General features: G+C 59.2%; 22 protein-coding genes, 1 tRNA gene and 1 pseudogene. 10 read left to right on the top strand and 14 right to left on the bottom strand.

Going from position 1 to position 21,458, the window contains the following annotated elements; all coding sequences use genetic code 11:
- Nucleotide 1 precedes the first annotated feature (1 nt).
- From NVV72_00550 to NVV72_00525, 6 genes are all read left to right on the top strand, one after another.
- Entirely contained in the window at nt 2-265 is a 264-nt protein-coding gene (locus NVV72_00550) for a hypothetical protein (GenBank protein MCR6657886.1), read from the top strand.
- A 377-nt stretch (nt 266-642) separates the two neighbouring features.
- The gene (locus tag NVV72_00545) at nt 643-1,242 is read left to right on the top strand and encodes a hypothetical protein (GenBank protein MCR6657885.1); all 600 of its coding nucleotides are present in this window, start codon (nt 643-645) and stop codon (nt 1,240-1,242) included.
- Nucleotides 1,242-2,225, top strand: a complete 984-nt coding sequence (locus tag NVV72_00540) for an AraC family transcriptional regulator (GenBank protein ID MCR6657884.1) — start codon at nt 1,242-1,244, stop codon at nt 2,223-2,225. The genes NVV72_00545 and NVV72_00540 overlap by 1 nt, the downstream gene beginning before the upstream one ends.
- A 562-nt stretch (nt 2,226-2,787) precedes the next feature.
- Nucleotides 2,788-3,204 carry a transposase gene (locus NVV72_00535; protein ID MCR6657883.1) on the top strand — a complete coding sequence of 139 codons (417 nt, stop codon included), beginning with the start codon at nt 2,788-2,790 and terminating at the stop codon, nt 3,202-3,204.
- Nucleotides 3,201-3,548: an IS66 family insertion sequence element accessory protein TnpB gene (tnpB, locus tag NVV72_00530; GenBank protein ID MCR6657882.1), complete on the top strand. Its 348-nt coding sequence runs from the start codon at nt 3,201-3,203 to the stop codon at nt 3,546-3,548. Before NVV72_00535 ends, tnpB begins: the two co-directional genes overlap by 4 nt.
- 71 nt (nt 3,549-3,619) lie before the next feature.
- Entirely contained in the window at nt 3,620-5,248 is a 1,629-nt protein-coding gene (locus NVV72_00525; protein MCR6657881.1) for an IS66 family transposase, read from the top strand.
- Nucleotides 5,249-5,531: 283 nt separating this feature from the next.
- Here NVV72_00525 and rpmB read toward each other — a convergent pair whose 3' ends face one another.
- The 5 genes from rpmB to NVV72_00500 all read right to left on the bottom strand — a co-directional run bounded on the left by rpmB (nt 5,532) and on the right by NVV72_00500 (nt 7,991).
- Nucleotides 5,532-5,825 (bottom strand): 50S ribosomal protein L28, encoded by a 294-nt coding sequence (rpmB, locus tag NVV72_00520; protein ID MCR6657880.1) that lies wholly within the window; start codon nt 5,823-5,825, stop codon nt 5,532-5,534.
- A gap of 201 nt (nt 5,826-6,026) precedes the next feature.
- Nucleotides 6,027-6,542 carry a CarD family transcriptional regulator gene (locus NVV72_00515; GenBank protein ID MCR6657879.1) on the bottom strand — a complete coding sequence of 172 codons (516 nt, stop codon included), beginning with the start codon at nt 6,540-6,542 and terminating at the stop codon, nt 6,027-6,029.
- Between the two features lie 375 nt (nt 6,543-6,917).
- A complete protein-coding gene (locus tag NVV72_00510; protein ID MCR6657878.1) occupies nt 6,918-7,157 on the bottom strand; it encodes a DUF1294 domain-containing protein in 240 nt (79 codons plus the stop codon).
- A 53-nt stretch (nt 7,158-7,210) separates the two neighbouring features.
- Complete coding sequence (locus tag NVV72_00505; GenBank protein ID MCR6657877.1) at nt 7,211-7,549, bottom strand: ferredoxin family protein; 339 nt, start codon at nt 7,547-7,549, stop codon at nt 7,211-7,213.
- 97 nt (nt 7,550-7,646) lie between these two features.
- On the bottom strand, nt 7,647-7,991 hold the full coding sequence (locus tag NVV72_00500) for an RNA-binding S4 domain-containing protein (protein MCR6657876.1): 345 nt from the start codon (nt 7,989-7,991) through the stop codon (nt 7,647-7,649).
- Nucleotides 7,992-8,084: 93 nt separating this feature from the next.
- On the opposite strand from NVV72_00500, the gene NVV72_00495 reads away from it, so the two are divergent.
- Both NVV72_00495 and NVV72_00490 read left to right on the top strand, forming a co-directional pair.
- On the top strand, nt 8,085-10,559 hold the full coding sequence (locus NVV72_00495) for a glycoside hydrolase family 9 protein (protein MCR6657875.1): 2,475 nt from the start codon (nt 8,085-8,087) through the stop codon (nt 10,557-10,559).
- A gap of 59 nt (nt 10,560-10,618) precedes the next feature.
- The gene (locus tag NVV72_00490; protein MCR6657874.1) at nt 10,619-10,789 is read left to right on the top strand and encodes a hypothetical protein; all 171 of its coding nucleotides are present in this window, start codon (nt 10,619-10,621) and stop codon (nt 10,787-10,789) included.
- A 50-nt stretch (nt 10,790-10,839) separates the two neighbouring features.
- Here NVV72_00490 and NVV72_00485 read toward each other — a convergent pair whose 3' ends face one another.
- Both NVV72_00485 and NVV72_00480 read right to left on the bottom strand, forming a co-directional pair.
- On the bottom strand, nt 10,840-11,049 hold the full coding sequence (locus NVV72_00485) for a cold-shock protein (protein MCR6657873.1): 210 nt from the start codon (nt 11,047-11,049) through the stop codon (nt 10,840-10,842).
- A gap of 341 nt (nt 11,050-11,390) precedes the next feature.
- Nucleotides 11,391-11,683: pseudogene (locus NVV72_00480) on the bottom strand (transposase).
- Nucleotides 11,684-11,911: 228 nt separating this feature from the next.
- Here NVV72_00480 and NVV72_00475 point away from each other — a divergent pair.
- Nucleotides 11,912-12,181, top strand: coding sequence for a hypothetical protein (locus NVV72_00475; GenBank protein MCR6657872.1), 270 nt, complete (start codon nt 11,912-11,914; stop codon nt 12,179-12,181).
- Nucleotides 12,182-12,385: 204 nt separating this feature from the next.
- Here NVV72_00475 and NVV72_00470 read toward each other — a convergent pair whose 3' ends face one another.
- Entirely contained in the window at nt 12,386-15,280 is a 2,895-nt protein-coding gene (locus tag NVV72_00470; protein ID MCR6657871.1) for a helicase-related protein, read from the bottom strand.
- A gap of 256 nt (nt 15,281-15,536) precedes the next feature.
- Here NVV72_00470 and NVV72_00465 point away from each other — a divergent pair.
- Nucleotides 15,537-15,613, top strand: a tRNA-Arg gene (locus NVV72_00465).
- A gap of 162 nt (nt 15,614-15,775) precedes the next feature.
- On the opposite strand, the gene NVV72_00460 is transcribed toward NVV72_00465, so the two are convergent.
- From NVV72_00460 to NVV72_00435, 6 genes are all read right to left on the bottom strand, one after another.
- Nucleotides 15,776-16,174, bottom strand: a complete 399-nt coding sequence (locus NVV72_00460) for a hypothetical protein (GenBank protein ID MCR6657870.1) — start codon at nt 16,172-16,174, stop codon at nt 15,776-15,778.
- Nucleotides 16,101-17,576, bottom strand: coding sequence for a beta-N-acetylglucosaminidase domain-containing protein (locus tag NVV72_00455; protein ID MCR6657869.1), 1,476 nt, complete (start codon nt 17,574-17,576; stop codon nt 16,101-16,103). The genes NVV72_00460 and NVV72_00455 overlap by 74 nt, the downstream gene beginning before the upstream one ends.
- 192 nt (nt 17,577-17,768) lie before the next feature.
- Nucleotides 17,769-18,185, bottom strand: coding sequence for a protein-export chaperone SecB (gene secB, locus NVV72_00450; GenBank protein MCR6657868.1), 417 nt, complete (start codon nt 18,183-18,185; stop codon nt 17,769-17,771).
- 9 nt (nt 18,186-18,194) lie between these two features.
- On the bottom strand, nt 18,195-18,803 hold the full coding sequence (locus NVV72_00445) for an aspartyl/asparaginyl beta-hydroxylase domain-containing protein (GenBank protein ID MCR6657867.1): 609 nt from the start codon (nt 18,801-18,803) through the stop codon (nt 18,195-18,197).
- A 102-nt stretch (nt 18,804-18,905) separates the two neighbouring features.
- Complete coding sequence (locus tag NVV72_00440) at nt 18,906-19,592, bottom strand: hypothetical protein (GenBank protein MCR6657866.1); 687 nt, start codon at nt 19,590-19,592, stop codon at nt 18,906-18,908.
- Nucleotides 19,593-21,170 (bottom strand): sulfotransferase, encoded by a 1,578-nt coding sequence (locus tag NVV72_00435; GenBank protein MCR6657865.1) that lies wholly within the window; start codon nt 21,168-21,170, stop codon nt 19,593-19,595.
- Between the last annotated feature and the right edge of the window lie 288 nt (nt 21,171-21,458).

Below are 21,458 nucleotides of genomic sequence, written 5' to 3'. Positions count from 1 at the left end.
CATGACACAGTTATTTCTGGAACATAAAGTCTATAAACCGAAGGCTGACGGTGTGCAGATTTATATCTGTCAGGAAAAGATCGGGCGCAATTTATTCGCCGTGCAGTTATCAACCTTTGCGAATGAAGATAATGCTGTTGCGGCAATGGATCAGCATAACCATTACCAGGCAGACATGTTGGTTAGCTTCATATCTAATCCAGATATTGAATGGTTTGCGACGGTAGAAGAGGCAATTGCGGCCCATGATGAAGAGTTCAACTAGCATTTTCCTTGGTCTTACCCTTCTCGCCACCTCTGCCACTGCCGAGCCCTTGCCCTATCTGCAAAGGCCCACTGTCAGTTTTCGTGCCTTGAAGGGCAGCGACCCGAAACCGGTCAATCCGAAGGTGCGCTATGTCGGTGGTTATGAACTGGTGGCAAAAGGCACATCCGAACTGGTGGGCCTGTCCGATCTGCACCTGTTTCCAGATGGCGACACGCTGAAAGCGGAAGCCGTCAGCGATTTCGGCGCCATGGCGCAATTCGAGCTGAAGGAGGATGGCAAGGGCGGCTATCTCGACAGTCCTTTGGAAATCGATCCTTTGCTCGATTCGGATGGCAAACGTTTCGCTTACAAGAATGAGGCCGATCTCGGAGGGTATGACGGTCGATCCGCTAAGCGGAGATCGCTATGTCTCTTTCGAGGGGCATCAGCGTGTAATGAAATTTGCCGCACCGGGAAAAGTCGTTCCCTGGAAACGGGCGGGCGAAACCCTGCCATTGGGTGGACTGCCGAGCTTTCCGCCGAACCTCGGCATGGAGGCGGTCACCTATATCCAGGAACCGAAGGGCGATGCCCTGCTGATCGGTGTCGAAGGGGGTGGCTTCTGGCGCTGCGGACTCGCGCTCAATACTTGTAGCGAAATCCACGGTCCCGCTACGCCTGGCTTTCTCTATATGATGACCTCGCTGGCCGTCGTCGATTACGGCGATCCACGCCGCGATCACGATATACTTGGCCTCTATCGCTATTATGACCCCATCACCGGCCCGCGCAATGTGCTGCGCCTGCTGCATCTGGAAGGCGAAACGCTCACCGTAGTCAGCGATCTTGTCAAGATCACGCCGCCCCTGCCGGTCGATAATTTCGAAGGTGTCGCATCGGTCAAAACCGCGACCGGATACCGTATCTTCCTGGTCAGCGACAGCGTAAAGGCAGACGGCATGTCGAAACTGCTGATCTTCGACTGGATGCCCTGATGCTGACTATTCTGGCGCCAGCCGCGGCTTCATGCCAGTTGCTGATGGGACTGCTCATCTGGCGGCGGACGCAATTGCCCGGACGAGGAGAACTGGCTCTCAGCCTCCTGTCAGGCGCGGCCTATTTTCTCCATGCCGCCTTTCCGGAGGCCCTGCGTTTTCTGCTGCCCGTCGTTCTGGCGGCACCTTTGGCGTGCAATCGCGCCATTCGCGCCGGATTTGAAGCGCCGCGGCGCCATCCCTGGATGGAGATAGCGTTGCTGGTCCTGTTGCTGGCGTCAGGACTGGCGGTGCGGGCGGGCGCCCCAGTCTGGACAGGCGCTGTGTCGAACCTGCTCAGTTTGGGGCTGTTTCTGGAATTGCCGATCATTGTATGGCGTGGTCTGCCGGATGATCTGGTCGTGGCTCGGCGGAATGTCCGCTTCTGGGCTCTGGGGTTCTCCGCCCTGACGGGTGCCGTTGTGGCCCTGGCCTCGACCCTGGGCGGCGCCATTTGGGCTGTGCCGGCTGCCGCCGCACTGACCTGCCTTATGATCTTTGCGGCCGTTGGCTTTGGTGGCGATCTGGCGGTTACGTCACACGAACGGAAGGCACCGCTCGACAACCGTGAACAACAGGTGCTGCGCCGCCTTCGTGAGGTTATAGCCGAGGTCTATGATGATCCCGGCCTGACCTTATCGAGCCTGGCCCGGCGCCTGGATGTGCCTGAGCACCGCCTGCGCCGGGTTATCCATCTGGGCGAAGGCCAGCGCAATTTCAGCACCTGGCTCAATAGCTACCGTATCAGCGCCTTCAAGGCGCGCATCGATGAGGATGACACCATATTGGCCCTTGCTCTGGCAGTCGGCTACAATTCGCTGTCGGCTTTCAATCGGGCGTTCAAGGCGGCCGAAGGCGTGACGCCGAGCGCCTTCCGGGCGGCGCGGAAAGCAAACACGAAGGCGATGAGGGTGCCGCCGCCAGAAACACCCAGCGCGACATAAGGTGAGGGCGCGAGGGTGGCGGCGGCAACCGAAGCCAGGGCGCCGATCAGACCGGTCATGCGGAAAGCGTGTTCAGCGGGATTCAGCCACAGGCGCCAGCGCGAGGGGAGCAGGGTGCGTATCATGTCCCATGCCCCGAATGTCAGCAGGCTGCCGGCGATCGAATAGACGAGAGTGAGTGGCCAGTTGAGCCGTTCAGTGAGCTGCGACAGGGCGACCAGACCGACGCCCAGAATAAAGACCCCAATGGCGGGCACCAAATCGGCCGTCCGTCGTCCATTGTCCCTGAGCTTCAGGGCGCGCATCCCGGCCCAGAGGTTGTAGCTGATGATGAGGCTGGCGCCCATGAGATCCAGTTTGCCGCGGAAAATGAAGGCGCCGATCAGGGCGGTGGAGACGCACAGGATGGCCAAGGCCAGCGTTACTCGTCCTGTCACCCTGTGGGCTTTATCGTAAGCCTCCGGCGAGGGCCGCCTTGTTCATTCGCCTTTGTTTCGCGCAGTTATCTGCCTGTAGGTAGTGCTGGCAGTAGTGCCGGCACTGGTGCTGGAAAGTTTTGTCGATGGCTACAAGCGGGATATATGTTCAGCGCCGGACCTGGAGTTGGCAAGAGAAGCGTCAAATTGTGGACGAGGCGTTTTCGGGAGAGGCCAGTGTTTCGGCCGTAGCACGGCGGCATGGCCTTCAAAACCACCAGATATATCGCTGGCGGGATGGCCTTGCGGCAGAACGTGTGAATGAGGCTGCCGGAGATTTCGTTGCGGTCACGGTGACGCCGGAGGCTGGCGTGGCTTTGGTGCCGGCCCTTTCAGGTCCTGGCAAGGACACGGAGGCCAAGACGCCGAAGCGTGCAAGTGGATGTACCAAGGGCATGGTCGAGATCGTTATGCCCGATGGATCGTTGATCCGGATTCCGGTCTCAGCCGGCGCTCGATTTGCTGCTGACGTGGTGGCGGCGGTGTCGCCCAGACGGCTATGATCCCGGTTCCGGCCGGTGTTCGGGTGTGGTTGGCGATGGGCCATACCGACATGCGAAAGGGCTATAACGGTTTGGCCCTGATGATCCAGGAGAGCCAGAAGCGTGATCCATCGAGCGGGCACCTGTTTGTCTTCCGTGGCCGCCAGGGCGACAAGATCAAAATCATCTGGCACGATGGCCAAGGCGCCTGCCTGTTTTACAAGCGTCTGGACCGGGGCCGTTTCATCTGGCCGGCCGTCAAGGATGGCAGTGTCAGTATCTCGCCAGCCCAACTGGGCTATCTCCTGGAAGGGATCGATTGGCGCAATCCGCAGATGACATGGAAGCCGGAAAGTGTCGGCTGAACGGGCATGTTTATTGGGTTGAGAGCCGTAAAATTCCTTTGCAAGATAGGGGTTTTGTGATTCACTTCGGCATGGAAACGACGCCCCAAATCACTCCGGACAATGTGGTCGCTTTGGAGGCGAAGCTCCTTCATGCGCAAGCCGAGCTGGCGGCCGCCAAGGCGGAAAATGCTGACGCCCTGGCGACCATCACGCACCAGAAGCTGGTCATCGCCAAGCTCCAGAACGCGCTGTACGGTCCGCGCTCGGAACGTAGTGTCCGTCTGATCGATCAGATGGAAATGACGTTCGAAGAGATCGAGGCGACCGCGACCGAGGCGGAACTGGCGTCGCAGGCCGCTGCCACCAAAACCTCCACGGTCGAAGGCTTCGTGCGCAATAAGCCGGCGCGCCGGGCCTTCCCCGAGCATCTGCCGCGTGAGCGGGTTGTCGTGCCTGGTCCCACAGCCTGCGCCTGTTGTGGCGGGGATCGTCTGCGCAAGCTTGGCGAGGACGTTACTGAAACCCTGGAGGTCATTCCACGCCAGTGGAAGGTGATCCAGCATGTGCGCGAGACGTTCACCTGCCGGGACTGTGAGAAGATCAGCCAGGCGCCAGCCCCCTTCCACACCATCCCCAGAGCCTGGGCCGGGCCGAACCTGTTGGCCATGATGCTGTTTGAGAAGTTCGGCCAGCATCAGCCCCTGAATCGGCAAATCATGCGCTACGAGAAGGAAGGCGTGCCCATCAGCCTGTCCACGGCCGCCGATGCTGTCGGCGCCTGTTGCGCCGTGCTCGATCCCCTCATCCGCCGGATCGAAGACCACACCTTTGCGGCCGGACGCCTGCACGGTGACGATACGACGGTGCCCGTGCTTGCAAAAGGCAAGACCGACACGGGGCGGATATGGATCTATGTTCGCGATGACAAGCCCTTCGGCGGCACATCGGCGCCGTCAGCCATGTTTTATTATTCAAGGGATCGAACGGCGGAGCATCCACAGGACCACCTGAAAACATGGCACGGCATCTTTCAGGCCGATGCCTATGGCGGTTACAGCAAGCTCTATCTTTCGGAACGAAGGCCGGGACCGATCCTGGAGGCGGCCTGCTGGGTTCATGCCAGGCGGCCCTTCTTTGCCATGGCTGATGCAGAGCAAAATGCGCGTCGCGTGGCGCAAGGCAAGGTGGCCTCCGTCCTATCGCCTATGGCGCTGGAGATGGTGCGTCGCATGGATGCCCTGTTCGATATCGAGCGCACGATCAACGGCAAGAGCGCTGAGGAGCGCAAGGCTGTACGTCAGGTTTCATCTGCGCCCCTGGTCGATGACCTCCATGCCTGGGTGGTGACGCAACGCGCCAAGCTGGCGCGCGGCAACGACCTTGCCAAGGCCATGGACTACATGCTGAAGCGCTGGCCGGCCTTCACGCGCTTCCTCGATGATGGACGAATCTGCCTCAGCAACAATGCTGCCGAGCGCGCCCTGCGCGGCATCGCCCTGGGTCGAAAATCATGGTTGTTTGCAGGCTCTGACCGCGGCGGTCAGCGGGCCGCTGCCATGTACAGCCTTATCGTCACGGCAAAGCTCAACGACATTGATCCCCAGGCCTGGCTGGCGGACGTCCTCGACCGTATCGCCGCTCACCCAGCCAACCGAATAGACGACCTCCTGCCCTGGAACTGGAAGCGGCTCCGCCAACTCGAACAGAAGGCGGCATAACCCCACCTGCGGCCTACGCCGAATGCTTACGCTTTATCCCCTTTCGGGCGGGACAGTATGAGCAGGCCGGCCAAAATAGCGAGTGAGCCTGTGGTGATATGGGTGATGATATTGAGTGTATGAAAATCGGGCATGAGACCTCCTGTTGAGGCAGGTGTCATGGCGCGGATCGAGGCCGGGTTCCGGCTGATTTCTGAAATTGATCGGTCTTTCAGAGTACTTCAGGCAACAAAAAACCCGGCGCTGTGGCCGGGTTTTTCATGTGTTCGATATCTCGCAGGGATTAAGCGGCGGTTTCGGCCAGCTTGTCCTTGATCTGCTTCTTCAGGCGACGGGCGCGGATCGACAGGTTGGCGTCGTCAGCCTTGACGATGAAGGCATCCAGGCCGCCCTTGAAGTCGAGCGTGCGCAGGGCAGCGTTCGAGATCTTCAGGCGGAACGAAGCGCCGAGCGCGTCGGATTGCAGGTTGATCTGGCGAAGCGACGGCAGGAAGCGGCGCTTGGTCTTGATGTTCGAGTGGCTGACGCTGTGGCCGACCATAGGACCGACACCGGTCAGTTCGCAACGACGCGACATGGGATATACCTTCGATTAAAACGAATATATGAGCACGTCCGGACACCTGTCCGCCGCGCGAGAGGCGGTTCTATAGGCAAATGGGCCGGCGAGGTCAAGGGTAAAACGGCATTTTTTGCCGTCTGAGTTTCTTGTGAGGCTTGTAAAAAAGCCTCCCGGCGGGAACTGGGAGGCTTTTTTCATTTCAAAATGGGAAAAGGCTTAGGCAGCCTTGGTCAGGTTCTTGTTGAGGATGGCCACGGCCGAGTCGCGGTCGATCTTTTCGATGGCCGCCACTTCGCGGGCCATGCGGTCGAGGGCCGATTCATAGAGTTGACGCTCCGAGTAGGATTGCTCGGGCTGGCTGTCGGAGCGGTAAAGATCGCGGACGACCTCGGCCAGCGAGACCAGGCAGCCGGAATTGATCTTGGCTTCATATTCCTGGGCGCGGCGCGACCACATGGTGCGCTTGATACGGGCGCGACCCTTGAGGGTCACCAGGGCTTGCGACATAATGGCTTCGTGGGCGAGATGGCGCAGGCCGGCCACCTTGGCCTTCTTGGTGGGCACGCGCAGGGTCATCTTTTCATGATCGAAGGTAACCACATACACTTCGAGAGTGTAGCCAGCCACTTCCTGGGTCTCGATCGCCGCAACCTGGCCCACGCCATGGGCAGGATAGACGACCTTGTCGCCTACGGTGAAATCGTGACGGGAAAGGGTGAGGGTGTCGGACATGGCGAACCTTTCGAGAGGTTGGGGCAAACCGGCGGACAATCGGGTCTCATAGGCGTCAAGGCGTCTCGCTCCAGCAACCGAGGAGGGGCTGAAGGTGGCACGCGAGCGCACAGAATCATCCTCAGGAGAGCCCTCATGGGGATGATGGATGTGCGCTATTTCTCAACTAAGACAAGGTTGTCATCCGACCTGCGTCGATGGTGCATTTAAAACCCGCGCGAAGCGCAGGTCTGAACGCCTGAAACAAACGAAGATTTGCGCGGATCGTGTGGTCTGGGTTTATCCATGAAGGACAAGAAGCGGGCCGTGCGACTCTTGCAATATGACATGTATATCACAAATTTACGGCGAAATAAAGGGCGGCTACGTTAGCGCTCACACAGGCTGCCACATCAGCAGCAGCGTAGCGCAGAGAAGCGCCGCTTGAAAGCCTGCTGCGAGATAAACCTTGTGAATAAAGGCTTTTTTGCTGCCTTTATGGCGAAAAACCTGTGTGCCAATCAAGGCGCCTGGCCATCCGCCGAGCCAGCAGAGGGTTAAAAGCGTGCGTTCGGAAATGCGACTTTCTCGCATAACGGCGTTTCTTTTATCAAGTCGCCAGGCGTGCCATGTCACAAGATGGATAAGGGCGAGGTAAAGCAGAAGCCCCGGCCAAAGCGGCAAGCGGCTTATTTGCCATCTCCGGGCTTTTCGGAGAAGTATTTCTCGAACTTGCCGGTTTCGCGCTCATAGTCCTCGCGGTCGGCCGGCGGGGTGCCCTTTTCCGAGATATTGGGCCAGACGGCGGCGTATTTGGTATTGATCTCCAGCCACTTGGTGCCCTCGTCCTCGGTGTCCGGCTTGATGGCGTCGACCGGGCATTCCGGTTCGCAGACGCCGCAATCGATGCACTCGTCCGGATTGATGACCAGGAAGTTCTCGCCTTCGTAGAAGCAATCGACCGGACAGACTTCCACGCAGTCCATGAACTTGCATTTCACGCAAGGGTCCATAACGATGTAGGTCATAGTCTAAAGCCTCGATTACAAACTTAGGAATGTGTGCGTCATGCTCAGATAAGGCCGCTGTGTCAAGAGTCAGGCGCGGTGCGAAACCCGATTTGTTCTAATTCGAGGCATTAGTATCCGTGTCAGCCGCCGCAGAGGCTTGCCGGTAAAGGCTTTGGGCCTCTGTCGCGGGGCCACGCCGTTCCCCGGCATCCTGCACGATGATGTCGAACAGGCGGGTGCCTATGGCGAAAATCAGGCGGTCGCCGGGCCTGATCGAGGCGGAGGCTTTTTCAATTCGTGTCATCTTGCCGAAGCGCTCCAGCCGGATATGGCCGCTTTCGCACGCTTTGGCCGAAAGCGCGCGCGTTTTGAAAAAGCGGGCGCGCCAAAGCCATACGTCGAGCCGAACGGAGGGGGAGTCTGTCTGCATGACCTGAATATTGGGATGCGGAGCCTGCATGTCAAACGGGCTCTTGTGATCAGGCGATCCTCCGTTATAGTCCTGTAATCGATATCAATGCCCCGCTTCCAGAGGGCAGATTGGGAGAAGACCATGAAGATCAGCAAACTGATGATGGCGGTGTCATGCCTGTCCCTGATGGCGGGGGCGGCGCTGGCTGAGCCAAACCTGAAGCTCAATGACAAGGGTTATTTTGAAGCGCCGGGGCTTAACGTCACGGTCTTTGCCGACATCTACCCGGATGGGCACCAGACCGGCGTCACCGTTATTCAGCACGGCGTACGCGTGGCGGCCAATGGCGACCTGCGACTGGAGCCGTCTCCCGGCCAGTGGTCCCCAATGCCGGCGGGGGATGGCAAGCCGGTGGTCGATGCCGCCACCAACAGCATCAGCCAGGCGCTGCACTATCCGGACGAGTCAAAGAACCGCAAGGGCTTCAATCCGATCGACTACCCCGATCTGAATTTTAGCTACCATGTGCGCGTCACGCCGCTGGAGGGCAACGCTTTCCAGGTGTCGGTTGATCTCGACAAGCCGCTGCCGTCCAATTGGGAAGGCAAGGTCGGCTTCAATTTCGAGCTGTTCCCGACCGATCTTTTCGGCAAGTCGTGGCTGATGGATCAGCAGAGTGGTATTTTCCCGCGCCAGGCCAATGGCGGCATGGAAAATGACCATGGCCAGATCATCACCGCGCCTCTGGCCGAAGGCAAATCCCTTACCGTGGCGCCCGAAAATCCGCTACAGCGCATGACGATCCGGAGCCAGACCGGCGAACTGGAGTTGATCGACGGCCGCGGTAATTTCAATAATGGCTGGTATATTGTCCGCGAAATCACCAAACCTGGCGCCACAAAGGATGCCATCACCTGGACGATCACGCCGAATATCGATCCGGACTGGCGCTACACACCGGTAGTGCAGGTCAGCCAGGTTGGCTATCGGCCGGAGCAGGCCAAGACCATTATCATCGAGCAGGACAAGCGCGACACCCAGGCCGATCCGCTGATCCTCTATCGCATGACCGCGAACGGCCGTGACGAGGTCGCGCGCTATACGCCGAAGCCCTGGGGGCAATTCCTGCGCTACAACTACCTGACGGCCGATCTCACGGCCGTGACAGATCCCGGCATGTACGAACTGGAATATCGCGGCGAAGCGACCGGCGTGTTCCGCATCGCCGACGATGTCTACGACCGCCATGTCTGGCAGCCGACCCTGGAATATTTTCTGCCGGTCCAGATGTGCCATATGCTGGTGAAAGAGAAGTACCGCACCTGGCATGGCCTCGACCACGAGGACGATGTTCGCATGGCGCCGATTAATTTCAATCATTTCGACGGTTATCTGCAGGGCGGCTCGACGCTTACGAAATATCAGCCGGGCGAGCATGTGCCGGGGCTCAATGCCGGCGGCTGGCATGATGCCGGCGATTATGACTTGCGTGTCGAAAGCCAGATGGGGACGGTGTGGCTACTGTCGAAGATGGTCGAGGAATTTGGTCTGGATTACGACGCCACCACGATCGACGAGGCGAAGAAGGTGACCGAAATCCACCAGCCCGATGGCCGGAACGACGCCCTTCAGCAGATCGAGCACGGGCTGCTGTCGGTGCTGGGCGGCTACAAGGCTTTGGGGCGGACCTATCGCGGCATTATCGAGCCGACGCTTGAGCAATATACCCTGCTCGGTGATGTATCGAGCCAGACCGATAATCTCGATTACGACCCGGCGCTGCCAAAAGGTGAGCGCACGGCCAGGACTTCATCCATTCCGGACGACCGCTATGTCTTCACCGAGGACAACCCCAACCGCGAACTGACGACGGCGGCGCAACTGGCAACGGCGGCGCGCGTGCTGACCCCCACCAATCCGAAAATGGCCGCCGATGCCCTGGCCGCCTCACGCGATCTTTATGATAAAGCCTATGACCGCGCCACGGATTTGCAGGCAAAGGTTTTTGTTCTCTCCGAACTGGCCCAGACGACGCATGACGCCACGGCCTTGAAACGGCTGGTCGCGCTCAAACCGGAAATCGTGGCGCATATCGACCAGACCGGTGCGGTGCTGGCTCCGGCCATGCCGCTGATCAGGGACAAGGCTTTCAATCGTGAGGTCGGTGAGGCGGTGAAAACCTGGCAGACCAGGCTCACCGACGAAGCGACGAAGACGCCATATGGCGTCCCTTACGTGCCCTATATCTGGGGCGCTGGCTGGGATATCCAGAAGTTCGGAGTCGACCAGTATTTTGTTCGCAAGGCGTGGCCACAATATACGCCCGATGCATTGCAGATGGAGGCGCTGAACTTCGTTCTGGGTGTTCATCCGGGCGAAAATACCGAGTCCTTTGCCTCCGGAGTCGGGGCAAAATCGGCCACTACCGCCTATGGCGCCAACCGGGCCGACTGGTCCTATATCCCAGGCGGCGTCATTTCCGGCACGGCCCTGATCCGGCCCGATCTGCCGGAACTGAAAAAATGGCCCTATTTCTGGCAGCAGACGGAATATGTCATGGGCGGTGGTGAGACCAATTACATGTTCCTGGTTTTGGCGGCGACGCAGAAGCATTAACTGTCACAGGCTTGTCACGTGGTATGCGCATAAGCGGACTCCCAAATGGAGACCTGCCTATGCGCCCGCTGATCGCTTGTCTTGTCGCTTTCACGCACACCCTGTGGATCGCCAGCGACAATGATTTCCTGAGCACTATCGACGGCAAGCCCAATCCGAACAGCCTTTATGTGTTCGGTTTCAGCGATGCAGACCTGCCAGGTTTTATGCGGCAGGTGCTGGCGCAATAAAAAAAGGCCGGTCCCTCGCAGGACCGGCCTTTCCATCCAAGCTTTACAGCTTAGGCGTTTTCGAGCTGCTCAGCCGACATCTTGCCGGACTTTGAGTCGCGCGCCATCTCATAGGAGACCTTCTGGCCTTCGTTGAGGCTGCGCATACCGGCGCGTTCAACGGCGCTGATGTGAACGAATACGTCTTGGCCGCCATCGATCGGCTCGATGAAGCCGAAGCCCTTTGTCGGATTAAACCACTTAACTGTTCCGGTGCTCATAATGAACCCTTTCAAATAGCATGTGTATACGCAGCCGAACGAAATATTCGGATGCCTCTCGGTAAATTTTTGAATGGGGGTTCGCTCGATGCACTTTATTTTAAGTGCGAAACAAAACAGCAGACAATTAGATATCGATGAAAGAAAGCTACCTTATTTTATCATCAATAGCAAATATCTTATTTTTGACATTCCGGGTAATATAATTAAGCTGCGGAACACATATGTTTCGCGGCTTAATTTAAAAAAAGCTGATTAGGTCGTAGACTCATAATGGCGCAGCTTGAGACGATTGCAGGCTCATTTTACTATGGAGAGAAAGGTCGATCCAAGCGTGTCATAGCGCGTACCGAGGTGCCGTCGATCATTGGAAGGTTTCCGCCGTGTTTCTCCGAGATCGCATCCATGAACCGGTCTCAAACACTCGCGTTGCTCCAGCGTCGAAAACGGTTGTACGCGGTCGTGTGAGGACCGTACCGTTCAGGGAGATCGCGCCATGACGCACCGGATCTTAGAAATCAAAAGATGCCGTTTGAAACCCTCAATCGTCGACGCGGGGAACGCCTCGTGGTTTGTTCGGAAACGGCGGTTCAATGGCTAGCCGCTCGAAGTCAGAAAGGTCATATGGGCTCATAATCAACTTGAATCAAAAAGCGGCGTGTTACCCAAGAGTAAGTTGCTGCACTTGAATAAGGAAACGTCAGGAGTAAAATGGATCTGGTGGGGGGAAGGACATCCCTAACGTGCCCCAGAGGGCAATGCTGAACGCGCCTAGGGTCTTGGGCACCGTCTGCATATAGTCAGGCGCAGACCTTAGTTCCGCCACTTTGAGATAGTTTTCGGTTTAAACCAGAGCGACACCATGAAATTTGGCAATCTAAAATCCGTCGCTCACAACATCGCCGACTCGTTTGCAAGCGGCATGGGATTTATGATCGGCATTTATGCTACGGATGTGTTTGCTGAGGCTTCGGCTAGTCCTGAAGGCTATATCTTAGTCGATTTTGTTGCTGGGACCTCGTCAGGTGCTCAAATATCACCTTCCTTATCGAAGGCAATTTCTCTCTATTCGGAGACCTTAAACGATTTATGCCAGAGGCAGGCTATGCGCCGGATGCGTTTCGCGAACTAAAGGCCCGCTTTTCCTCGGACGCCTTTGGGCGAAGGTTCATCGTATCAATTGAAGATAAACAAGGACGTCGATCAACTGATGAATATCTTGGAAATCCTGGGCGACGGGTGAAGGAGTTGGACGGACACGGACGGATGCGTCCTAAACGCCATCCCGTTTAAGAAACATCTCCCGCTCAGCCTCGATGATTTATGAGTTCACGACCTAACTGTCCTGCTTTTCGCCCAGCTTTTCGCGCAAAATAGCGAAAGGCGAGTAGGGATTAACATAAGGCTCGCGTGAGCGCATGTCGCCTGGCTTCGGTTCGCGATCACGGTGACCTCGTAAGGAGTCTCGCTGTCCCTCCGGTTTGCCTGGCCGCTTACCTTTGCGCAGGTGCTTGCCTTCGCTGTGTTCACCGGAGTCTTTTGGCGCCTTGCGGTCCGGACGCGGCCGTTGTGGCTTTTCGCGCGGCGGACGCGGCTCGAAGGACTTTTGACGCCAGCCCAGCAATTGAATTTCGCGTGTTTCCGTCACAGGGGCGAGTGTTTCAGTCACACCTTCGGAAGCGTCCGGCAGGGATTCAACAGTCGGTTCAGCGGTCACTTCGGTAGCCACTTCCGTCACCGCTACATCTACGGCCTCAACGGCTTCGAGCGATTCAACCGGCGTTTCCGGCGCGGTCTTGGCCTTGCGGCGACGGCGGCGCTTCTTGCCTTCAGGGGCGGCATCCCCGGCAATCGGCGCGACCGCGACCGTCTCGGTAATGGTCATTGGCTCGACCTTTACCAGGCCCAGGGCCTGCATCAGTTTGTCGCGCTGCTTGTCTCCGAGGGAAAGGGCTGCAAAGGCGTCTTCCCGCACATAGGTGGCGCCCTTCTGCCATTGGCCATGGTTCATGACCTTGTCGAGCTGTGACAGGGTCTTGAGCGCCACGGCGCCATAATCTTCCAGCAGCAACTGGCCGCGCAGGCTGTGCTTGCGCTGGGGATGATCGGCCGGATTTTCGCCCTTGCCGAAGGCCTGCAAAAGCGGCCGGAGTTTCGGGCTTTGTATATCGGGCAGGAACCAGGCGTAGCGATGGCCTGCGATTCCCAAGGCTTTAAGCGCGGCCTTGTCTTCCGGCGACAGCTTGAGCGCCTCGTCGCGCACCATGACGCCGCCGTTTTCATACAGGCGGAAGGTGATGGCGCGGACATTGGCCGAGACGCTCTCGTCATCAGCCACCTGCTTCATCTTGTAGAGGCTTTTCAGGCCCGATTGCGCACTTTGGCGTACATAGTCTGTCAGGCGCTTCAGCGCGCGTTCGGCCAGCACCGGATGGTCCGGCGCATCGATCAGCTTCAGGCGCGGATTGAACCAGTCCGAAGGCTCGATACGGGCCACGGGTTCCTTTTGCCACAACACATCATGGTTGCGGATATGGAAGGTTTTCGAGGCGCTTTGCGCCAGATCGCGCAGGCGATCGAGCAGCAGGGGCTTGATGGCGCGGTTGGCCGCCTGGCGCAGGGCCTTGTCGGCGACCAGGCTCTCGCTGCCGGAGGGGCGGAAGCTCAGGCCCTTGACCTCGCCGACGACGTGGCCTTCGATGATCACCTGACCTTCGGGCGTGACTTCCGGACGCGGGGCTTCCTCAGCATCGAGCGCCTTCAGGAGCGCGCTGGTCCGGGCATCGATAAAGCGCTGCATCAGAGCTTGGTGCAGCTTGTCTGATAGCCGTTCTTCGAGATCGCGCGTGGTGTCGCGCCAATGCTCGGTGCGCGCCAGCCAGGCGCCGCGATTGGCGATATAGGAAAGCGTACGTACGCCAGAAAGGCGCGACGACAGGGTATCGATATCGCCGTCCATATGGTCGAGATCACGCAGAGCGCCTTCGAACCAATCCTCGGCGATGAAACCGCCGGGACTGAGGCGCGACCAGAACAGATGCGACACCAGCTTCAGGTGCTCATCGAAGCCGATCTTGCGGAAATCCGGCAACTGGCAGGCTTCCCAAAGGACGCGCAAAGACACCGGATTTTTGATCTTGGCGGCGATGTCTTCGTCCTGTGCCAGGGCGCGAAGGGCCTTTTCATCCAGCGCCTCCTTGGCCAGATGCAGGCCGATGACGTGGGACGGCTCGGTCAGGCTTTTCAGCAGGGCATCCAGCGTCGAGAAGTCGAGCTTGTGGTTGCGCCATTGCGCGGCATCGAGCGGGGTGAAAATATGATTTTCCACCGCATGGACCAGGTCTTCGTCCAGTTCGTGGCATTCGCCGGTAACGCCAAACGTGCCGTCATTCATATGGCGGCCGGCGCGGCCGGCGATCTGGCCGATCTCCTGCGCCGTCAGGTGACGGGTATGCTTGCCGTCGAACTTGGAAAGACCCGAAAAGGCGACATGCTGGATGTCCATATTCAGACCCATGCCGATGGCATCGGTCGCTACCAGAAAATCGACCTCGCCTTTTTGAAATAATTCGACCTGGGCGTTACGCGTCTTAGGCGAAAGGCTGCCCATGACTACGGCGGCGCCGCCGCGCTGGCGGCGGATCAGTTCGGCGATGGCGTAGACCTTCTCGGTCGAAAAGGCGACGATAGCGGTGCGCTTGGGCAGGCGGGTCAGCTTCTTCGGGCCGGAATAGCGGAGTGACGACAGCCGCTCGCGCATCATGATCTCGGCGCCGGGGAAGAGGCGATGGAACAGCGGCGCGAAGGTTTTGGCGCCGAGAAACAGTGTCTCGAAACGGCCGCGGGCGTGCAGCAGGCGATCGGTGAAGACGTAACCGCGCTCAGTATCGCCGCAGAGCTGGATTTCATCGACGCACAGGAAGTCGACCTGGCGTTCCAGCGGCATGGCTTCGACCGTACAGATGAAATAGGACGGCAGGCGCGGAATGATCTTTTCCTCGCCGGTAATCAGGGCCACGGCATTGACGCCCTTGATCGCCACTACGCGCTCATAGATTTCACGGGCGAGCAGCCGCAGGGGCAGGCCCATCATGCCAGAGGCATAGCCGCACATGCGCTCGATGGCGTAGTGGGTCTTGCCGGTGTTGGTGGGGCCAAGCACGGCCATCAGCTTCGCGTCGCTGGCGGCGTGGATGAGGGGGCGGGTATGGTGGGGGGCGATCTCTGACACGGTGCATAAATAGGCGCGGAGATGGCGTTTGGAAAGCGCTAATCGCAAATCTGAACGAGGTGTTACCGGACTCTTGAACAGCACGGAAACAAACCGTGTCCGAATCACTGACACTGGCCGATACCTGTTCTGTTCTCTACCATATATGGTATCCACAAATCCCTTTAACCATATGCGGCGTGTCGTGGATAAAAAGGCAGCAAAACTATCTGGGCCTTGCGCCTCATGGGGCGGGGCGTGTAAAGAGGCGAGGCGTGGCTCCTTAGCTCAGCCGGATAGAGCAAGGCTTTCCTAAAGCAGAGGTCGGGGGTTCGAGTCCCTCAGGAGTCGCCAGCCCTGTGTGTTAGCATTCCCGGAACGTCCTCCAATCATCGGGACGTAAACGACTATTTCAAAATTGTCATAATCGGCGCGAGCAAGCCTGGAAAAAACATCAGCCCGATGGTGGCCGGTGGTGCTGACGAATGAGCGTCTTACACGCAGAGGGGATGCCGCTTACGAGGGCGGCGGCGCAGGCAGGTAGATCAGCCCTGGCGCTTCGGCGATGAAGCGATCGAGTACGCCATCGGCAATCTTGATTGACCCTTCGGGGCGCGTGGCGCCGGGGATCGTCCGGATTTTGGCGGCCTCGTCCGCCAGCCGTGCGGCCTCGCCGAACAGACGCGAAGCCGATCCTGCATCTTCGGCGCGCAGGCCGTCCACGGTCAGGCGCAGGGCACGGCACCACAGGGCGGTTGCATCAAGCCAGGGCTGAGCCTCGGTTGCGAATCCAGGCACGATCACGCCGGCGCGGATAAGGTCGGGTGCGGCGGCCAACTCGTCAGCCGCCTGGCCCAGGGCATCCAGCGCTGCCGCGCGCTCGGTGGCATTGTCGGAGGCCAGGGCGTCGCGCACGCGGTTGGTCAGGGCGCGAAGCCGCGGCGCCTGCGGCTGCCAGGGGCTGGTTGCCGAAGGTGGGGGCCAGGTGCTGGGTATCGAAAAAAGTCAGCAGGGCCTCTGTCACCTGCGGATCGCCACCGGCCAGATAGCGTGCCGCCGCCTGCCAGGTGCGTTCGGCGTCATAGCCCTTGTCATTCCAGGCAAAGGCGATCAACCCCATGACGGCCGGGCGGCTTGCCACTTCCTGATTCATCGGATTTGAGACGATCCCGGCAAGCTCAGTCGAAAGTCCGGCTTCGCGCCGGTCATAGGGGGCAAGCAGCAGGCGTCCGGCGGATTCGTTGTAATCATTGACCGGGTAATTGTCCCACAGCAAGGTCTTGCGGCCGAACGCCTTGGTCGCGTTGCGCGCATCGGCGACCGAGATCGCGGCCGGCACCGTATCGGTGCCGGTCCACTGGATCACGACGCGCGGGTCGAGTTCCTTGCCTAGCATGGTCTTGTAAGGCGAAACCGTGGCGTTGTAGTATTCGGTCGGCACCATGATCAGAGAGCCGTGTCCGGCGGCTGTCAGGTCGGCCTGCACCGTATTGAGCAGGGTGGCCTGAGCGTGCGCCGCCGCGACCTCGCCCGAAGGTCCGTAGGCGGTTTCATCTGCCGCGCAGTTCCATTTGGTATATTCGATATCGTCGAGGGCAATGTAGAAGCTGCGCACGCCAATGCCGCGCAGGGCCGCGAACTTTTGCCGGATCGCTTCGAGATCGGCCGGATCGCTGTAGCAGATCGAAGGGCCGGGCGAGATGGCGTAAACAAAGTTGACATGATGACGGTTCGCATCCCCGACCAGATCGCCCAGTGCCTTGAGCGTTTCCGCCGGATAGGCGTCACGCCATTTGGCCCGCGCGAAGACGTCGTCCTTGGGACTGTAGATGTAGGTATTGGCCTTCATTCCCGCCAGAAATTCGATATGTTCGGCGCGTTCCGCCATCGACCATGGCTTGCCATAGAAGCCTTCGATCGTGCCGCGGACCGGCATGGCCGGATGATCGGCGATGGTCAGCGCCGGAATGTGGCCGGCCGTTGCGATCTGCCGCAAGGTTTGCGCGGCGTGATAAAGCCCGTCCCCATCCTTGCCTGCCAGCACGATCAGGGCGCCGTCTCCGTCCGTATGGCTGGCCAGCGCGTAGCCTTCCGTATCGGTCGGGAGCGCGCCACCGGTGCGCGCCAGGGCGGACCTGATCGCGGTCGCATCAGTGGTGCCTATGACCACATAGGTCGTGTCGAACCGGGCAGGCAGTTTCGTCGCCGTCCGGATCGTCTCCACGCCGGCCTCATTCATCACCTGGCGCACCAGTGTTTCGGTTTCAGCGTCGACATAGCCCGCACGCACCAGCACGACGCTCTTGCCGAGCGAAATGTCTGTACCGGTCAGTTTGAGCGATACCGGCGCCGGAAAAAATGGCGGGTGCGGAGTTCAGTGGCGCTGCGTTCGCCGTGGTGCCAAAAGTCATGGCCGCGCCGGCAAATGCCAGCGCGCCGGACAGGAACAGTGAGCGGGTAAGGGACATGAAGAATCCTGATGTCTGAAATGGCGAGATGGGGCGCAAGCCTAGCGGGACGCCTTCAGCGACTGCCAGTTGGCATCAAAATCAATGGGATCGAGGATCAGGGCCGGAATGCGTCCCTTCATCAATACGGTGTCTATGGTTTCTCGTGCGTAAGGCAGCAGAATGGCCGGACACTTTGCATAGATGATCTTGTCGATCTGGTCGGGGGTAAAGCCGGTCATCTGGAAAACGCCGGCCTGCATCACTTCGATCATATAGGCTGTGCTGCCGGCGCTCATCGCCACGACGGAGATCGTCAGGACGACTTCGGTGAGCCCGCCGGCAATGGCCTCGTGCGTGACCTTCATGTCCACCTTCACCTCCGGCGCCCATTCACGCATGAAGATGGCGGCCCCGGTGGGGGCCTGGTAGGACATGTCCTTGAGATAGATCTGGCGAATGGTGAACGACTGCGTCATGAGAATACCTTAAGCTGTAAGAGGGCCGTCGAGATCGAAAACCGTTTCACCGGGCTGGACATAGTCCATGATCAGGTGAACGCGGGCTTCCGTTCCCGCGTTACGAACGGCGTGGGTGCGTCTGTTGTTGATCTCCCACATCTCGCCTTCCGGCATGTGGAACCGCAGATTGCCCACAATGAACTGGGCGTCCGGGTTTGAGATGAGGGGCACGTGAATGCGGTGGCAGCGCTTGAGGGACTCGCCGTCATCGATGTGCGGTTTTATCTCCGCGCCGGCGGGGAGGCGGGTCAGCAGGGCGCGGACGAAATAGCCGGGGCCGTTCTGTTCGGCCACCCGGCGCTGGCGCAGGGTTTGCAGAAAATGGCTCCGGATATGGTCCATCAGCGGACGGATCTGCGGCTCCAGCCTGGCGAACAGCGGGTGATAGGTCGGATCTGTATGGCGAAAATCGCTGTCGGCGATCAGCTTGAGTGTCTGCGTGGCGACATGGGCATTGAAAGCCGCCTGACGGCTGGCATCTTCGTTCCATGCGTCGTCAGTGAAGGACCGGACGATGGTTCTCAGTCCGGAGATATCAAAAGTCCCCAGTTTTTGGGCGTCGCGTTCGAAATTCATGGGTCGCTGTTAAAGGCTGAGGCGGCAGGCGTCTAAACTAGGCTCAAGTGCATACCATTGTCCATATATGTCATGACATTTGTCGTCGGTGACGGATGCCACTCAGAAAACGTAACCGTATCTGTCCATCAGGGAGCCATCCATGGTCCCGACCAGGGCCTTCAGCTCCGGCGAATAGTAATCATGATGCGGCTTGTGGTCGCTGACATTCAGATTGGGGACGGACAGGATGAACTGGCGGGTGAGCATTGTTTCGGACGGGCTGAGGCCCAGCGGTACGCTATGCAGGTCGGCGCGCAGGGTTTCCATTGGCAGGATACGCGGTGACGCCGCGCCGGCATAGAGCCGGTCATGCAGGTAGCTGTAAAATCCAACACCGGAGCCGCGGATTTTCTCGATGCAGGTCTTGGTGAGATTCAGGCCGTAATTGACAAAATGATCGGGGAAGGCGGCGACAAGCCGGTCGATGCGGTCATTATCGCTTTCCAGTGTCAGAAGGTTGCGGATGGTGCCGGAAAAATCGAGCGTCCGCTCCTCACTGCATATCCGGAACAGGGGGTTGGGTTTGACTTGCGATTGCTGGAAATGATACCAGGAGACATAGTAGGACCACGGATTGCGCACGGTGCCCAGTATGGGCAGGTGCCGGCAAGCTTCGGGAAGCTCTGCATAGGGCAGGTGGTAACCGACGCGTCTGGCCGACGAAATGCACTTCATCATCATATGATTGACGAATGTGCCGCCTGACTTGTGCAAGTGCAGGAAAACGAATGTGTCGCAAACGATCATCTAATCCACATGTCCGAACTGGCGCAGGCGTTTGTATAGGGGCGCCAGTTGCGTTTCGTATCGCTTCCAGGCGTCGACGCCCTGAGAATTGATCGGCGAGCGGACCTGGACGGCGCTGGCCGTCGAGACGCCACCCTTGGCCTCGTGGGGTTTCAGGCAGCCCTCTTCAAACGGCAGGCCGCAGGCATCCAGCAGTCGCCGGATCTCAGGCTCCGGGTTCCGGATCACGGCTTCGAGCGACACCTCGATCAGGCCATCTCCCAGCACCTGCTTCCAATAGGCCATCAGGTCGCGGAAGTGCGCGTAATGGTCCGCCAGGTCGTCCTGGGAATAAGACCAGCCATAGGCACCGGTGAAGAGGACCTTGTAGCAGCCGAACAGGGCATCCATCGGGTTCCGGTCGAGGGCGATGATGAGGGAGTCAGGGAAAGCGAGGCGGATCAGGCCGGCATAGTCATGATTGGCCGGCAACTTGTCGATGACATAGGCGCTGCCGTCATTCAGGAAGGCCGATTCGCGTGTGTAGTAATTGGCGATATCGAGCGGGTCGAGACGAGCGGCGGCGGCGATGACCTCCGGGGCCAGCCGGCGCGCATTTTCGATGCCGGCCAGCTTATGCGTGGCGATACCGAATGTCTTCAGTTCGCCGATCGCCTGAACCTGGCTGTGGGCGGCCAGGACGCGCTCGATGAGCGTGGTTCCGGATCGCGGCAGGCCGACGATAAAGATACGCTTCGGCCCGCTGCGGGGGCGTGCATCCCCGGCCTGGAAGCGCCCGGGCGGAAAATTGGCCTTCCAGGCGGCGATGGTTTCGGCCTCTTCGGCGGAGGACCACGGCTCGATCTTTCCGGCCAGACCGGCCCCTACCTGCAGGCAGTCCCACGCCTTTTCGGGCTGGCGGAGGTCGTCATATTCCTTGAACAGGGTATAGGCCACCCGGCAGGCTTCCAGGCTGGTCCGGCAGGACAGTGATTCCAGCAGGGAGATGTGGTTTTCCGCTTCCGTCCAGCGCCGCAGATAGGCGAGGTTGAAATAGGCGGCAACCGGCGGCGAGGCAGACAGATCTATGGCCCTTTTAAAGGCCGCTTCCGAATCGTCTATCCGGCCCAATGCCCGGTAAACACTGCCCAGGCTGTACCAGGCTTCCGCATGATCCGGCGCCTGTTCTGTCGCGTGGCGGATGCAGGAAAGCGCCTCTTCGGGCAGGCCGGCATGGGTGAAGGTGTAGCTGAGTTTGACCAGGCTCGGCACGTCGGAAAGCCCGGTGGTGACGGCTTCGCGCGCGCTTTCCACGGCGTCCGCCATCCGGCCGTCACTGATCAGGGGCTTGCCGCGCAGGGCCAGCATCTGGCCGCTTAGCTTTGACCCTGGCGGCGCAGCGAGGGCGGCCCTGGCGAAGGCATCTTCCGCAGCCGGCATATCGTCCAGCCCCATGGCGGCCGTGCCCAGCAGCCACCAGGCTTCGGCCGAGTCGGGGGTCGCCGCGACAGCCGTATTTGCGGCCTCAAGGGCCTGCGCCGGCTGGCCCTGCCGGATGGCGGCATGGGCTTTTTTCACGGCCTCAGTAAAAGCATTCAAGGTCAGACTCCACACACCGGCGGGGGTACGCGCGCCGTTATATTACCAATTTCTCGCGAACGCGACCGTGTCAACCGGTCAACCAAATGTGTCATGACCTTTTTCAAAAATGGGTGTGTAATGCGGCAATGCCTGTCGGCCTGGTTTGGACCGGGGCAATTATGGCGGCCCTGAAGCGTAATATGTGCTGCAAAAGCAACATTCTTTCTTATTATCATATTTTGTCAACGCGTGCAGGTATGGCGCTGTTTTTCAGTTATTTTTCGCATGGTTTTGCCTAGAGGATTG

The sequence above is a fragment of the Asticcacaulis sp. genome, assembly GCA_024707255.1.
Taxonomy (GTDB): domain Bacteria; phylum Pseudomonadota; class Alphaproteobacteria; order Caulobacterales; family Caulobacteraceae; genus Asticcacaulis.
The sequence above is the reverse complement of the archived record's forward strand: the minus strand, read 5'-3'. Positions and strand labels throughout refer to the sequence as shown.